This window comes from Limnohabitans sp. WS1 (assembly GCF_003063265.1).
Classification (GTDB): domain Bacteria; phylum Pseudomonadota; class Gammaproteobacteria; order Burkholderiales; family Burkholderiaceae_C; genus Limnohabitans_A.
Window position 1 is genome coordinate 1 of sequence record NZ_NERU01000032.1, and the last position, 13775, is coordinate 13775.

16 protein-coding genes and 1 pseudogene are annotated in these 13775 nt (G+C 57.4%); 5 read left to right on the forward strand and 12 right to left on the reverse strand.

Annotated elements, in window-relative coordinates:
* The 9 genes from B9Z48_RS21095 to B9Z48_RS21135 form a co-directional block, all read right to left on the reverse strand.
* On the reverse strand, positions 1 to 274 hold a 274-nt coding region (locus tag B9Z48_RS21095; RefSeq protein ID WP_233261118.1), incomplete at its 3' end, for a GTP-binding protein.
* Positions 275 to 479: 205 nt separating this feature from the next.
* A complete protein-coding gene (gene fusA, locus B9Z48_RS21100) occupies positions 480 to 2582 on the reverse strand; it encodes an elongation factor G (RefSeq protein WP_089952299.1) in 2103 nt (700 codons plus the stop codon).
* A 99-nt stretch (positions 2583 to 2681) separates the two neighbouring features.
* The gene (gene rpsG, locus B9Z48_RS21105; RefSeq protein ID WP_062406807.1) at positions 2682 to 3152 is read right to left on the reverse strand and encodes a 30S ribosomal protein S7; all 471 of its coding nucleotides are present in this window, start codon (positions 3150 to 3152) and stop codon (positions 2682 to 2684) included.
* Between the two features lie 164 nt (positions 3153 to 3316).
* Complete coding sequence (rpsL, locus tag B9Z48_RS21110) at positions 3317 to 3694, reverse strand: 30S ribosomal protein S12 (RefSeq protein ID WP_011466063.1); 378 nt, start codon at positions 3692 to 3694, stop codon at positions 3317 to 3319.
* Between the two features lie 137 nt (positions 3695 to 3831).
* Positions 3832 to 4977 carry a D-alanyl-D-alanine carboxypeptidase family protein gene (locus tag B9Z48_RS21115; RefSeq protein WP_228769044.1) on the reverse strand — a complete coding sequence of 382 codons (1146 nt, stop codon included), beginning with the start codon at positions 4975 to 4977 and terminating at the stop codon, positions 3832 to 3834.
* Between the two features lie 27 nt (positions 4978 to 5004).
* Complete coding sequence (locus B9Z48_RS21120; RefSeq protein WP_089952303.1) at positions 5005 to 5631, reverse strand: alpha/beta hydrolase; 627 nt, start codon at positions 5629 to 5631, stop codon at positions 5005 to 5007.
* Positions 5631 to 5978: a ferredoxin gene (locus B9Z48_RS21125; RefSeq protein WP_089952305.1), complete on the reverse strand. Its 348-nt coding sequence runs from the start codon at positions 5976 to 5978 to the stop codon at positions 5631 to 5633. Before B9Z48_RS21125 ends, B9Z48_RS21120 begins: the two co-directional genes overlap by 1 nt.
* A gap of 25 nt (positions 5979 to 6003) precedes the next feature.
* Entirely contained in the window at positions 6004 to 7104 is a 1101-nt protein-coding gene (locus B9Z48_RS21130; protein WP_089952307.1) for a VanZ family protein, read from the reverse strand.
* A gap of 24 nt (positions 7105 to 7128) precedes the next feature.
* The gene (locus B9Z48_RS21135; RefSeq protein ID WP_089952309.1) at positions 7129 to 7557 is read right to left on the reverse strand and encodes a CopD family protein; all 429 of its coding nucleotides are present in this window, start codon (positions 7555 to 7557) and stop codon (positions 7129 to 7131) included.
* 317 nt (positions 7558 to 7874) lie between these two features.
* On the opposite strand from B9Z48_RS21135, the gene hemB reads away from it, so the two are divergent.
* Positions 7875 to 8879: a porphobilinogen synthase gene (gene hemB / locus B9Z48_RS21140; protein WP_089952310.1), complete on the forward strand. Its 1005-nt coding sequence runs from the start codon at positions 7875 to 7877 to the stop codon at positions 8877 to 8879.
* Positions 8880 to 8941: 62 nt separating this feature from the next.
* Positions 8942 to 10057, forward strand: a complete 1116-nt coding sequence (locus B9Z48_RS21145; RefSeq protein WP_233261217.1) for a magnesium transporter CorA family protein — start codon at positions 8942 to 8944, stop codon at positions 10055 to 10057.
* Between the two features lie 9 nt (positions 10058 to 10066).
* Here the strand turns inward: B9Z48_RS21145 and B9Z48_RS21150 are convergent, their stop codons facing one another.
* The gene (locus B9Z48_RS21150) at positions 10067 to 10756 is read right to left on the reverse strand and encodes a dienelactone hydrolase family protein (protein ID WP_108380568.1); all 690 of its coding nucleotides are present in this window, start codon (positions 10754 to 10756) and stop codon (positions 10067 to 10069) included.
* A gap of 27 nt (positions 10757 to 10783) precedes the next feature.
* Complete coding sequence (locus B9Z48_RS21155; RefSeq protein ID WP_089952315.1) at positions 10784 to 11386, reverse strand: 2-hydroxychromene-2-carboxylate isomerase; 603 nt, start codon at positions 11384 to 11386, stop codon at positions 10784 to 10786.
* Between the two features lie 77 nt (positions 11387 to 11463).
* Between B9Z48_RS21155 and B9Z48_RS21160 the strand changes: the two genes are divergently transcribed.
* From B9Z48_RS21160 to B9Z48_RS21170, 3 genes are read left to right on the forward strand one after another with little or no spacing between them, the layout of a single operon-like run.
* Positions 11464 to 12210, forward strand: a complete 747-nt coding sequence (locus B9Z48_RS21160; protein WP_108380569.1) for an SDR family oxidoreductase — start codon at positions 11464 to 11466, stop codon at positions 12208 to 12210.
* A complete protein-coding gene (locus tag B9Z48_RS21165) occupies positions 12210 to 12671 on the forward strand; it encodes a MaoC family dehydratase (protein ID WP_108380570.1) in 462 nt (153 codons plus the stop codon). The genes B9Z48_RS21160 and B9Z48_RS21165 overlap by 1 nt, the downstream gene beginning before the upstream one ends.
* A gap of 19 nt (positions 12672 to 12690) precedes the next feature.
* Entirely contained in the window at positions 12691 to 13329 is a 639-nt protein-coding gene (locus B9Z48_RS21170; RefSeq protein WP_089952321.1) for a MarC family protein, read from the forward strand.
* 73 nt (positions 13330 to 13402) lie between these two features.
* Here the strand turns inward: B9Z48_RS21170 and B9Z48_RS21175 are convergent.
* Positions 13403 to 13775 (reverse strand): annotated as a pseudogene (locus B9Z48_RS21175) (tripartite tricarboxylate transporter substrate-binding protein); the annotation flags it as partial.

Genomic DNA, 13775 nt, shown 5'->3' on the forward strand with positions numbered 1-13775 from the left:
TGTTCTTCACATAGTCAGCGTGGCCAGGGCAGTCCACGTGGGCGTAGTGACGGTTTTCTGTTTCGTACTCAACGTGAGCGGTGTTGATCGTGATACCACGAGCCTTCTCTTCGGGAGCCGCGTCGATTTGGTCGTACGCTTTGGCGGCACCGCCGAACTTGGCAGCCAACACGGTGGTGATGGCGGCAGTCAGGGTGGTTTTGCCGTGGTCAACGTGACCGATGGTGCCCACGTTGACGTGGGGTTTGGTCCGTTCGAATTTTTCTTTAGCCATTTTTCAATCCTTAAAAAGAGCAATGCCCGTGTGTTGGTTTAATGTTTGCATCAGGTTGCTTGATCACTCCGCACGGGCACAGAATGGCACTTGATCGCAGACAGTTTCTGAAATTTCAGCTCTGACTTTGGCTTGCTTTTCGCTTGGCTTTAGTCAGAGGTGCCCGAGCAAATTCGCAGGCGAATTGGGTCCGGCACACTTGTGATTACTTTGCTCTTGAAGCCACAATGGCTTCAGCCACGTTGCGAGGCGCTTCAGAGTAGTGCTTGAATTCCATGGTGTAGGTGGCACGACCTTGCGACATCGAGCGCAGTGTGGTCGAGTAACCGAACATTTCGGACAAAGGCACTTCGGCCTTGATGGCTTTGCCACCACCGACCATGTCGTCCATACCTTGGACCATGCCACGGCGTGAGGACAAGTCGCCCATCACGTTACCGGCGTAGTCTTCAGGTGTCTCGACTTCCACAGCCATCATGGGCTCCAGAATCACGGGCTGGGCTTTGCGGCAACCTTCTTTGAAACCAAAGATGGCGGCCATCTTGAAGGCCATTTCGTTCGAGTCCACATCGTGGTACGAACCGAAGTGCAGAGTGACTTTGACGTCCACCACGGGGTAGCCGGCCAACACGCCTTGACCCAAAGCTTCGATCACGCCTTTTTCGACCGCAGGGATGTATTCGCGCGGAACCACACCGCCCTTGATGGCGTCCACGAATTCAAAGCCCTTGCCTGGTTCCTGAGGCTCGACCTTCAGAACCACGTGGCCGTATTGACCCTTACCACCGGACTGACGCACGAACTTGCCTTCGGCTTCTTCGACGGTCTTGCGGATGGTTTCGCGGTACGCCACTTGAGGCTTGCCCACGTTGGCTTCCACACCGAATTCACGCTTCATGCGGTCCACGATGATTTCCAGGTGCAATTCGCCCTGACCACCAATGATGGTCTGGCCAGACTCTTCGTCGGTTTGCACGCGGAAAGATGGATCTTCAGCAGCCAAACGTGACAAAGCGATGCCCATTTTTTCTTGGTCGGCTTTGGTCTTAGGCTCAACAGCTTGGCGGATCACGGAGTCAGGGAACACCATGCGCTCCAAGGTGATCACGGCGTTGGGATCGCACAAGGTTTCGCCTGTGGTCACGTCTTTCAAGCCCACACAAGCGGCGATGTCGCCCGCACGGATCTCGTCGACTTCTTCACGGTTGTTGGCGTGCATCTGAACGATACGGCCAATGCGTTCTTTCTTGCCGCGCACCGAGTTGAACACGGTGTCGCCTTTTTTCAGCACGCCAGAATACACACGCACAAAAGTCAACTGGCCCACAAAGGGGTCGGTCATCAACTTGAATGCCAAAGCCGAGAACTTTTCGTTGTCGTCGGCCTTGCGGATGATTTCTTGCTCGTCTTCGTCAAAACCCTTGATGGCTTTCACGTCCAAAGGCGAAGGCATCAGTTCCAAGACGGCATCCAGCATGCGCTGAACGCCTTTGTTCTTGAAGGCTGTGCCGCACAGCATGGGCTGGATTTCGCTGTTGATCGTGCGAACGCGCAAGCCTTGCGTGATTTCTTCTTCGCTCAAGTCGCCTTCTTCGAGGTACTTGTTCATCAGCTCTTCAGAGGCTTCAGCAGCCGCTTCGACCATCTTTTCGCGCCACTCTTTGGCCACTTCAACCAAGTCAGCAGGAATTTCTTCGAAGGTGAACTTCATGCCCTGGGAAGCTTCATCCCAAATGATGGCTTTCATCTTGCGCAGGTCAACCACGCCGGTGAAGTTTTCTTCAGCGCCGATTGGAATGACGATTGGCACGGGGTTGGCCTTCAGGCGCAACTTCATTTGATCCACAACTTTGAAAAAGTTGGCACCAGTACGGTCCATCTTGTTCACAAAGGCCAAACGTGGCACCTTGTATTTGTTGGCCTGACGCCACACGGTTTCAGACTGGGGCTGCACGCCGCCCACAGCGCAATAAACCATGCAAGCACCGTCCAAAACACGCATGGAACGCTCAACTTCGATGGTGAAGTCAACGTGGCCGGGGGTGTCGATGATGTTGATGCGGTGGTCTTCGAAAGAGCCGTCCATGCCCTTCCAGAAGCAGGTGGTGGCAGCCGATGTGATCGTGATGCCACGCTCTTGCTCTTGCTCCATCCAGTCCATGGTGGCAGCGCCGTCGTGCACTTCACCAATTTTGTGGTTCACGCCGGTGTAAAACAAAATACGTTCGGTCGTGGTGGTTTTGCCGGCGTCAATGTGCGCCGAAATACCGATGTTGCGATAACGCTCGATGGGGGTGATGCGAGCCATATATTTCTCCAATGATTAAGTACCAAAGCCCGCCACCCCTTTTGGGGCCAGCGGGCTGGCTTCTGACAGTGTCGGGCTTCTTTGTGAAACCCTTGTGAATCAGAAGCGGAAGTGCGAGAACGCCTTGTTGGCTTCGGCCATGCGGTGAACTTCGTCACGCTTTTTCATGGCACCACCACGGCCTTCGTTGGCCTCGAGCAATTCGTTGGCCAAACGCAGGGCCATCGACTTCTCACCGCGCTTGCGTGCGGCTTCTTTGATCCAGCGCATCGACAGGGCCAAGCGACGAACAGGGCGCACTTCAACAGGCACCTGGTAGTTCGCACCACCCACGCGGCGGGATTTGACTTCCACCATGGGCTTGACGTTGTTGATGGCGATGGAGAACAGCTCGACAGGGTCTTTGCCAGTTTTCTTTTCCATGGTTTCCAAGGCACCATAAATGATGCGCTCAGCAACCGCTTTTTTGCCGCCTTCCATGATCACGTTCATGAACTTGGACAACTCGACATTGCCGAACTTGGGATCCGGCAGGATTTCACGTTTAGGGACTTCGCGACGACGTGGCATATTTCACCTCATATTGCTTCAGTTGGCGTCTTTTCAGACACCGCGAGCGTTATTCAAAACACTCACTTACTCGACCCACCAGGACAATTCCGGGCTTCGGGTCACTTCGCTGATTCACCGCGCCACGCGGGAAACAGCACCGAAAAATTTCAACCCGAAAGGGCTTACTTGGCCTTTGGCTTCTTCGCGCCGTACTTGGAGCGAGACTGCTTGCGGTCTTTCACGCCTTGCAAGTCCAAAGAACCGCGGACGATGTGGTAACGCACACCTGGCAAATCCTTGACACGACCACCGCGCACCAGAACCACCGAGTGTTCTTGCAGGTTGTGGCCTTCACCGCCGATGTAGGAGATGACCTCAAAACCGTTGGTCAAGCGCACTTTGGCAACTTTACGCAGAGCGGAGTTAGGCTTTTTAGGCGTTGTGGTGTACACACGGGTGCAGACACCACGACGCTGTGGAGAGTTTTGCATCGCAGGGCTTTTGGACTTGATCGTTTCGACCTCGCGCCCCTGACGCACCAATTGATTGATGGTTGGCATTGTTTGTAACGTCCCTAAACGTTGAATTTAGACAAAAGAAACTTCCCCGCCCCAAAAGCGGAAAAGCCCGCCAGTATAACCCCCTGGCGGGCTGATGGCAAGTTATCCACAGCTGCTGGGCTTGCGAAACTCCGAATTCACTTGATCCAAAGTCGAAGAGCATCCCATGCACGGCCCAAAACACCTGATTGCTCAACAGATTCCAGGGCAACCAAAGGCACTTCGAACAAGGGTCTGTCAGATTGGAGAATTTTCAAACTGCCCACAACTTGCCCTTTTGTAAAAGGTGCCACCAAGGGGTCTGGGCGCACGACTTGGGTTTTGAGTTGACTGGCACTCCCGGCTGGCACCGCCACCACCAAGGGCTGGGCCGATCCCAGCTTGAGCACCGGAGATTGACCTTTCCAAACCGCAGGTGTGACCACCGCTTGGTTGGCATCAAACAACTTGACGGCATCAAATGCTGCATAGCCCCAGTTCAGCAATTTTTGGCTTTCGTTGGCGCGGGCATTTTCACTGTCAGCACCCAAAACAACGCTGATCAAACGACGAGAGCCCACATTGGGAAAGTCACGTTTTGCCGATGCCACAAGACAGTAACCTGCTGCTTGTGTGTGTCCGGTTTTCAACCCATCCACCGTCGGATCTCGAAACAGAAGCAAGTTTCGATTCGAGTCATTGGCGGCAGGCGTGCCCGCATATCGGTATTTTTTGGTAGCGTAATAAGTGATGTATTCGGGAAAATCACGCATCAAACGTGTCGCCAAGGTGGCCAAGTCACGCGCAGAGGTGGTGTGCCCCGCAGCCGTGAGGCCTTCAGGATTTTTATACACCGTGTTTTTCATGCCCAATACCGCAGCTTGATCGTTCATCAATTGCACAAAGCGGTCTACCGTACCCGCGACCCCTTCGGCCAAGGCCACGGTGGCATCGTTGCCCGACTGAACGATCATGCCTTTGATCAAATCCTCGACAGGAACCTGCATTTTCGGATCAATGAACATCCGAGATCCGGGCATTTTCCAAGCGCGTTCTGACACCGGGAGGGTCTGCTTGAGATTTATTTTTTTACTTTTTAAGGCATCAAACACCAAGTAAGCCGTCATCAATTTGGTCAATGATGCGGGCTCCACACTCATATCGGGGTCTTTGGCGGCCAACACTTGGTTGGCCGTCACATCCATCAACAAGTAAGCCTTGACCGCCATTTCGGGGGGTTGAGGCATTTGGGCTTTGACATGCAATACGGCGGCAAGCAAGCAAATGCCCACACAAATTTTCATCAAATTTTTCATAACTCTTTTAACTACTCAGGCTTGCACATGCCCGACGACCAAGGTTTTGAGCAGCGGCAATTGTCCGTGAAAGAAATGCGACACACCGGGAATCACCGTGATGGGCAAGGATTGAGGCCTGGCCCAATCCATGACGCTTTGCAATGAAACCGTATCGTCTTGCTCGCCGTGAAGCACCAAGGTTCGTGCGTGAAGTTCCTGTGGGACAGGTGCCACATCGAAACGCGATGCGGCCGTCCCCACCAACACCAGTTTTTCTGGCGCTCGCTCCGTGCCCAGCATGTTCACCACATGGCTGGTGACAAATGCCCCAAAAGAAAAACCAGCCAAAGCCAGCGGCCCTGATGCCGCGGTTTGGGCGATCACGCGCACCATGTCCAAGGCTTCTCCTCGGCCCTCATCGTATTGACCCGCACTGGCTCCCACACCGCGAAAATTGAAACGAACAGCTTGCCAACCACACTGAACAAATGCCCTGGCCAGTGTTTGCACCACCTTGTTGTGCATGGTGCCGCCAAACAAAGGATGGGGATGGGCAATCACGGCCGTTCCCCGCGCTTGCAGACCCGCAGGCACATCCAGCAAAGCCTCGATCACACCCACCTCGCCCTCCAAGGTGAGGTTCTGAGTTGCCGAATTCATCAACGCCCCAAATGTTCCGGGGACACCAAGCGTTCGACCACTTGGCCATTTTTGAGGTGGGAATCCACGATTTCATCAATGTCATCGTTGTCCACATAGGTGTACCAAACGCCTTCTGGATACACCACGGCTACGGGACCCGCTGCGCAGCGGTCAAGGCACCCCGCCTTGTTGACGCGGACCTGTCCGGGGCCCGCCAGCCCCAAGGATTTGACACGGGACTTGCAGTGATCAAAAGCCGCTTGGGCGTTCTGTTGCGCACAACATGCCTCATTGTTTTTCCGCTCATTCAAGCAAAAGAAAATGTGGCGTTGGAAGTACGGCTGAGGTTGGTTTTCGTTGCTCATGATTTGATTCTAGGCCCCAGCGCTTTCACGTGCGACCCAAAGGGCGCTCACGGGTCAAGCCCTCGACCAAATAGGCCAGTAATGCATAAGGCCACAACCAACCCAACCACTGAATCAGTCCATGAAAACGGATAAATCGCCCCTGCTCCCAAGTCTGCAAGGTCATCGCAAAGTAAACGTCTGCCGAGGCATCGTTGAGCAAACTCAGCTGCAACAACAAGGCAGCCAAAGCCACAGACCAGCAAAAACGCGCTGAACTCCACAACACAGCACTGGCCAAAAGCACAGCCAACAAGACACCGATCAACACCTCGGGACTGACCCAACCCCAAGCATGTGCTGGACCATAGGTCAATGCAGCCGAAAGGGCGCTGGCCATCAAGCCCATCAGCAAGCATAAAACCGCCAGGACCAGTCGTTGCTGCCAACGGCGCACAACGCCGTACATGAGCAAACAAGGCAAACACAAACCCAATGCCACACACAAGACCTCTGTCATGGGAAGCAAAGGCTCCAACTCCACCTCTCGAAGAGGCCACCACTCCAACCAAGGCGTATCTTGCAAAACCTCGACCAAGGCCGTCTCCAGTCTTTCGAGGACCTGCCCCAAACCAAAAGGCACGGGGGCTGGGAACAAAAGGGCCAAGGGCCACAAGGCCAACAAAGCCAGTGCACCACTGGCATCCGGCACAAACCAGCGATGCCGAAAACGATGCCATCTCGCGATCAAGCCGACCCAAGCCAGTCCACGCGATGTCAAAGCGCCCAACCAAGCCCCCAACACATTCAAACTCAGATCGACATTCGAGGGTACCCGCACAGGCAAAAGGGTTTGCAAAGACTCCATGCACAAGGAAAGCACGCCTGCAGCGATCGTGGTCAAGACAACGGCTGGCCATCCCCGATGCGACCGATGCAAGGCCAAGGCCATTAAAAACCCCAAAGGCGCATAGCCCAGAAGGTTCGACAGCACATCAAAGCCCGTCCAATATTTAGGCCAAGGTGCCGTCAAAAAATGCCAAGGGGCGATGCCTTGAAAACGCCAGTTGTCAAATGGGTAAAGGCTGGCATAAACAATCAGGACCGCATAGATCCACATCAAAGGCCAAGCGGCGGTCTTGCGCATGGCGGATTGCGCTGGGTCAAGCCCTTAAAAAGGCTTGACCACCACCAAAATGACGGCCACCAACATCATCAAAACAGGGGCCTCATTGAACCAGCGAAACCAGACGTGGCCATGCGGTGTCTGACCATTTTTGAATTTGCGCAGCAACACCCCACAACTGTGGTGGTAACCGATCAAAAGCAGCACCACCGCAAGTTTTACATGCATCCAGCCCTGCCCGGAACCACGCCCGATCCCAACCACCAGCCACAACCATAAACCCAGCGCCAATGCAGGAATGGCCAAAATGGTCATGAAGCGATAGAGCTTTTGGGCCATCAAAAGCAAACGCGCTCGCTCCGCCAGCGAGTCGGGCGCCACCATGGCCAAATTGACGTAAATGCGTGGCAAATAAAACAAGCCCGCAAACCAGCTGGCGATGAAGACGATGTGTAAGGCTTTGATCCAGAGCATGTGACAAGTGTAGTCAGCACTTCACGGGTCCGGGGGAGATGCCGACGGGTTTGGTCAAAAAAAACCCCCGGCCATGGCCGAGGGTGGGAAGCCTTTTTGCTGTCACACATCAAGGCGCCCGCTCAGGGAGGAAAAGCGGGAGGCAGCATGCTGCCCACATTGAATTTATCAAATATCAAAACCAATAACAAGAAAAAATTTGTTGTTCATGACATTTTTGACACACTCAATCATTCAGAGCGTCACCTATCTCAAGGGAGACGGAGCACCCGCTTGTGTTTTTGGTGTTTGGTGCGACTTCAGGCACAATTTTCCTTATGAACCCCGTCGCCCCCTTCCCCTCCAGCCGCCCACGCCGCTTGCGCCGTGACGAATTCACCCGCAACCTGGTGCGTGAGCACCGGGTCACAGCGCACGACCTGATCTACCCGGTCTTTGTGCTGGACGGGCAAAACCAGCGCCAGCAAGTCGGCTCCATGCCCGGCGTGGAGCGCTTGTCGCTTGACCTGCTGCTGCCGGTGGCCGAAGACTGTGTCAAGCTGGGCATCCCGGTGATGGCGCTGTTCCCAGTGATCGACGCCAGCTTGAAGGACCCGACGGGCAGCGAAGCCATGAACCCCGACGGCCTGGTGCCGCGCGTGGTGCGTGAGCTGAAAAAACGTTTTCCCGAATTGGGCGTGATGACCGATGTGGCGCTCGACCCCTTCACCAGTCACGGCCAGGACGGCCTGCTCGACGAGACCGGCTACATCCTGAACGACGAAACCACGGCCGTGCTGGTGCAGCAAGCCCTGACCCAAGCCGAAGCGGGCGTGGACATGGTCGCGCCCAGCGACATGATGGACGGGCGCATCGGGGCGATCCGCCAGGCGCTCGAAGCGCGTGGCCTGATCCACACGCGCATCATGGCCTACAGCGCCAAATACGCCAGCGCCTTTTATGGCCCCTTCCGCGACGCGGTCGGCTCGGCCAGCAACCTGGGCAAGAGCAACAAAAAGGTCTACCAAATGGACCCCGGCAACACCGACGAAGCCCTGCGCGAAGTCGCCATGGACCTGGCCGAAGGGGCCGACATGGTCATGGTCAAGCCCGGCATGCCTTATCTGGACATCGTGCGCCGCGTGAAAGACGAGTTCAAGGTGCCCACCTTCGCCTACCAAGTGTCGGGCGAGTACGCAATGATGAAGGCCGCTGCGCAAAACGGCTGGCTGGACCACGATTTGGTCATGATGGAAAGCCTGCTGGCCTTCAAGCGGGCGGGTGCCGATGGCGTGCTGACTTACTTTGCCCGCGACGCTGCACGCTGGATCGCCGCCCATTGAAAGACGCCCAGAGCCCTGCCGAAGTGCCCGGTGTACGGGTGTTCGGCATCCAGGGCAGCCAGGTGCAGGCCTGGCCTTCGCAGGGCTCTGAGACCGCCTTGCCCCAGGCCATCCCCGAGCAAGGCTTTCTTTGGTTGGCTTTTTCCCGATCGCATTTTGAGCAGCACCTACCCGCCATTCAGGCCAGCCTGCGGCAGCTGACAGGCCAAAGCTTGGTGGACCTGCATGTCTCGGACTTGCTCAACGGCCAACTGCCTTCGCGCTACGACTTCACCTCGCACTACGACCTGCTGGTGTTTCGCCGATTGGCGCAGCAAACGGGCACTGCACCCCGGCACAGCGAAACCTCGTTTGCACACCTCCCAAGCAAACGGCCCGGCCCGCCCATCTTGCAGCGCATCGACACCAGCCCGGTGGGTTTTGTGGTGTTTGAGCGGGTGCTGCTGAGCGTGCACCCCGACGACTGCGCCGTGCGCGAAGCCTACGCCAGCCGCCTGTTGAACGCGACGGGCGACAAGGCGCTGAACGTCGACCCCCGCTCGGCCGGGGCACGCGGCATTCCCTTGAGCCCCGCCGACATGATGCTGCGCATCGTGAACCAGATGGTGGACGCCTACCTGGACCTGCGCCGCGAACTGAGCCGCCAGCTCGACCACTGGCAGGCGGAACTGCTGCATCCCCGCACACGTTTTCGCCGCTGGGACGCCCTGCTTCAAGCGCGATTGGCCCTGCACCAGCTTGAAGACCTGTGCGACGACCAGCACACGGCCATGCTCAATTGGAACGAAACCCTGGACGACTGGGTGGTGAGCGATGACCCGGCCGCGCTGCGCGAACACGAGCTATTAAGGGTGCGCTGCCGCGATGTGCTGGAACACATTGACCGGGTCGTCCACCATGTGCGCCGCTTGGAGCACAACACAGAAACCGCGGTGCAAATGCACTTCAACGCCCAAGGCAACCGCACCAACGACATCATGCGCACCCTGACGGCGCTGACGGCGATTTTTTTGCCGCTGAACCTGATCGCGGCGGTGTTCGGCATGAACTTCGAATTCATGCCCTGGCTGCACACTGCCAGCGCCTTTTGGTGGACGCTGGGCGGCATGGGGGCCATTGCCACGACCATGGGCCTGGTGTTCTGGCGCAAGCGCTACTTGGCGCAGACTGGCGATTGAGCGGCCAGATCAGCCCAAGTGCTGCTTGAAAAACGCCAACGTGCGCTCGCGCGCCAACTGGGCCGAGGGCGCATCCCAAGAACCTCGCTGGTCACAGTTGAAGCCGTGGTGTGCGGCATAGGTGAACACCTGAACTGAAGGATGAGCCTTTTTAAAGGTCTCAACCGTGTCCAATGGAATCCACTTGTCCTCGTCAGCAAAGTGCGCCATGACCGGCACGCGAGGCTGGCGGGCGGTTTCGGCCTCTGTGGTCACACCGCCGCCGTAATAAGGTGCCGCCGCGCTCAGGCCGGACAAGGTGCAGGCCGCACGCCAGGTCAGCAAGCCGCCCCAGCAATAACCCACGATGCCCACCTTGCCGCCTGAGGCCTGGGCCGCGTGGTCAATCGCGGCTTGAATGTCTTGCATCACACCGGGCGCAGGCAAGGCCTCCGCCGCCGTTTTGTAGCCAAAGCCCTCGCCCATGTCGGCATCGGTGTAGCCCAACTCCACCCCGGGTTTGACGCGGTGAAAAGCTGCAGGCGCAACGGCCAGGTAACCCTCGGCCGCATAGCCATCGGCCACGGCGCGGATGTGGCTGTTCACGCCAAAAATTTCCTGAATCACCACCACCGCCCCCTTGGGCGTGCCAACAGGCCGGGCCTCGTAGGCAGGCACCACAGTGCCGTCTGCGGTTTGCAGTTCAATCATCGTTCCCATGTGTTTTCCTTTCAATTCAAGCTGCGCTCAACGGGCCAGCGCACGCTCGACGAAGTCAAGTCGGTCCTGGCCCCAAAAAATTTCGCCATCGACCACATAACTGGGGGCGCCAAACACCCCCACATCAATGGCCGTTTGGGTGTAGCTTTCATAGCGCTCTTGCACTGCTTGGCTGCGCGAAGCCTCCATCAGCTGCTCCGGCAAACCCTGCTCAACAAGCAGTTCTGCCAACACCTTGTCGTCGGCCATGTTGCGCTCTTGCGCCCAGCAAGCCGCCAAAATCGCGCCTGCGATCTTCATGGCGGCTTGTGAGCCTTGTGCCAGATCGGCGGCAATGATCAGCCGGGCCGAGTCGTCGCCACCCACAGGAAAATACCTGGGCTTGAGGTTCAAGGGCACATTCAGGTGCTGGCTAAAACGCTGCAACTCCACCAAACGGTAGGCTTGTCGCTGCGGCGCACGTTGCCCCAAAGGCAAGCCGCCCGAAATCGGGAAAACTTTTCCGCCAAGATCAATGGGCATCACCCGCAAGTTTGCGCCTGTGCGCTGCACGATGTCGGCCAGGCGTTGGTGGCCCAAATAAGCCCAGGGGCTTTGGGGGGCGAGGTAATAGTCCACTGTGCGACCCATGCTGTCTCCTTGTGTGTTGTGTAATCTTTGCAGATGCGGTTGTAACCGCAACAAACCATTTTTGCAGGAGACACACGATGAACAAGGTCTTGTTGGTGACGGGCGGCAGCCGGGGTATCGGGGCCGCCACCGCCCTTTTGGCAGCCCAAAATGGTTGGTCAGTGGCCGTGAACTACACCGCCAACTCACTGGCCGCCGACGAAGTGGTGCGCCAGATCCGCGCCATGGGCGGTCAAGCCATGTCGGTGCAAGCCGACGTGGCCGAAGAAGACCAAGTGCTGCGCATGTTTGAGCACATCGACGCCAAATTCGGCCGCCTGACCGGTCTTGTCAACAACGCAGGCGTGGTCGACGTCAAAGCCCGCGTCGACGAAATGAGCGTGGCCCGCTGGAAGCGCATGTTCGACATCAACGTGATCGGCAGCCTGATTTGCGCCCGCGAAGCCGTGCGCCGCATGAGCACACAACACGGCGGCGAAGGCGGCAGCATCGTCAACGTGTCGAGTGCCGCCTCGCGCTTGGGAGCGCCTGGCCAGTACGTGGACTACGCCGCCGCCAAGGGCGCGATCGACGCCTTCACCATCGGCTTGGCCAAAGAGGTGGCCGCCGAAGGCATCCGTGTCAACGCCGTGCGCCCGGGCCTGATCGAAACCGAGATCCACGCCTCGGGCGGCCTGCCCAACCGCGTGAAAGAGCTGCAACACTTGGTGCCCGCCCAACGTGGCGGCACGGCGCAAGAAGTGGCCGAGGGGATTGTCTGGCTCTTGTCAGACAGCGCCAGCTACACCACCATGAGCTTTCTGGACATCTCGGGAGGCCGCTGATGGCACAGATCAAGTATTACTGGGAAGACTTCGCCCCCGGTCAGGTGCGCGACCTGGGCACCATCACGCCCACCCGAGAAGAAATCATCGCCTTTGCCACCCAATTTGACCCCCAACCTTTTCACCTGAACGACGAAGCGGCCAAGGCCTCGGTGTTTGGCGCTCTGTCGGCCAGTGGCTGGCACACCTGCTCGATGGCCATGCGGCTGATGGTGACCAACTTCCTGTGCGAAACCTCCAGCCTGGGCTCACCGGGCCTGGAAGGCATCAAGTGGCTCAAACCCGTGTACCCCGGCGACACCTTGCGTCTGCAAAGCACCATGCTGGAGACCAAACCCATGGGCAAGCGCCCGGATGTGGGCATGACACGCAACCTGTGGGAAATGTTCAACCAGCACGGCGACAAAGTGCTGCACATGGAAGGTTGGGGCATGTTCAGAAGGCGCACGCCGGCAGCCTGAGGCGGAGCACAATCGGGTGATGGACTTCAAACCACTCATCACCCTGCTGGCCATCGTCAACCCGCTGGCCATTGTTCCTTTCTTCATTCACTACACCCAGGGCTTCAGTCGGGCACAACGCAAGAAAACGATTTGGGTGTCGTCCTTTTCTGCCTTTGTGGTGATCGCAGCCAGCGCCTTGCTGGGCCTGCAAATTCTGGAGTTCTTTGGCATCTCACTGGCCAGCTTCCAGGTTGGCGGCGGCATGCTCTTGCTCACGTCCGCCCTGTCGATGCTCAACGCCCAACCCGCTGAATCCCGCGCCAACGCCGACGAAGTGCACGACGCCGAAGCCAAAGCGGCCGTCGGTGCCAGCATTGCCGTGGTGCCACTGACCATCCCCCTGTTGACCGGCCCGGCCACCATGTCCACCGTGGTGATCTATGCCGAAAAAGCCAAGAACTTCGCCCAACTCGGCACCCTGGTCGGCTACGGCGTGGTGATTGCGCTGGCGACCGCCCTGTGCTTTTCTTTGGCCACGCCCATTGCCCGAATTTTGGGCAAAACCGGCATCAACGTCATGACCCGGCTGATGGGCCTGATCCTGGCCGCACTGGCGGTTGAGGTGATGGCGGATGGCCTGCACAAGCTGTTTCCGGTGCTGGCGCGGGGGATTTGATTCCAGCAGCACTGACCGTGTTGAAGCGGCTCGATGCGCAGGACACGGACGCGTCCAAGCCTTGAGCCCATGCTCACCCGCTGAAGGCTTCTTCCGCATTGATGTTGAAGAACTCGACCGCCTGCTCCCACACTTTTCTCTGCTGAGCAACGAATCGCGAAAAATCCCGCTCCGACAAATTCAACGCTGCCAAACCACGCTCTCCTCTGAATGCGCGGTATTCCGGCATGGCCATGATTTTTTGAAAATCCAATGCCAAGGACTCAATCAGTGGTGTTGGCACATTGGTTGGTGCCAAAACGGCATCCCAGGAGTAATAAGTCGTACCTGAAAAATTCACTTTCAGACCATGGTCAAGTTCATTGATCCGGACTTGACCGAGGGACCCATAAAAAACTGCCGCAATCGGTGGCCCAACTCCCCCAAACCGGTGGACAAAAGCAGGC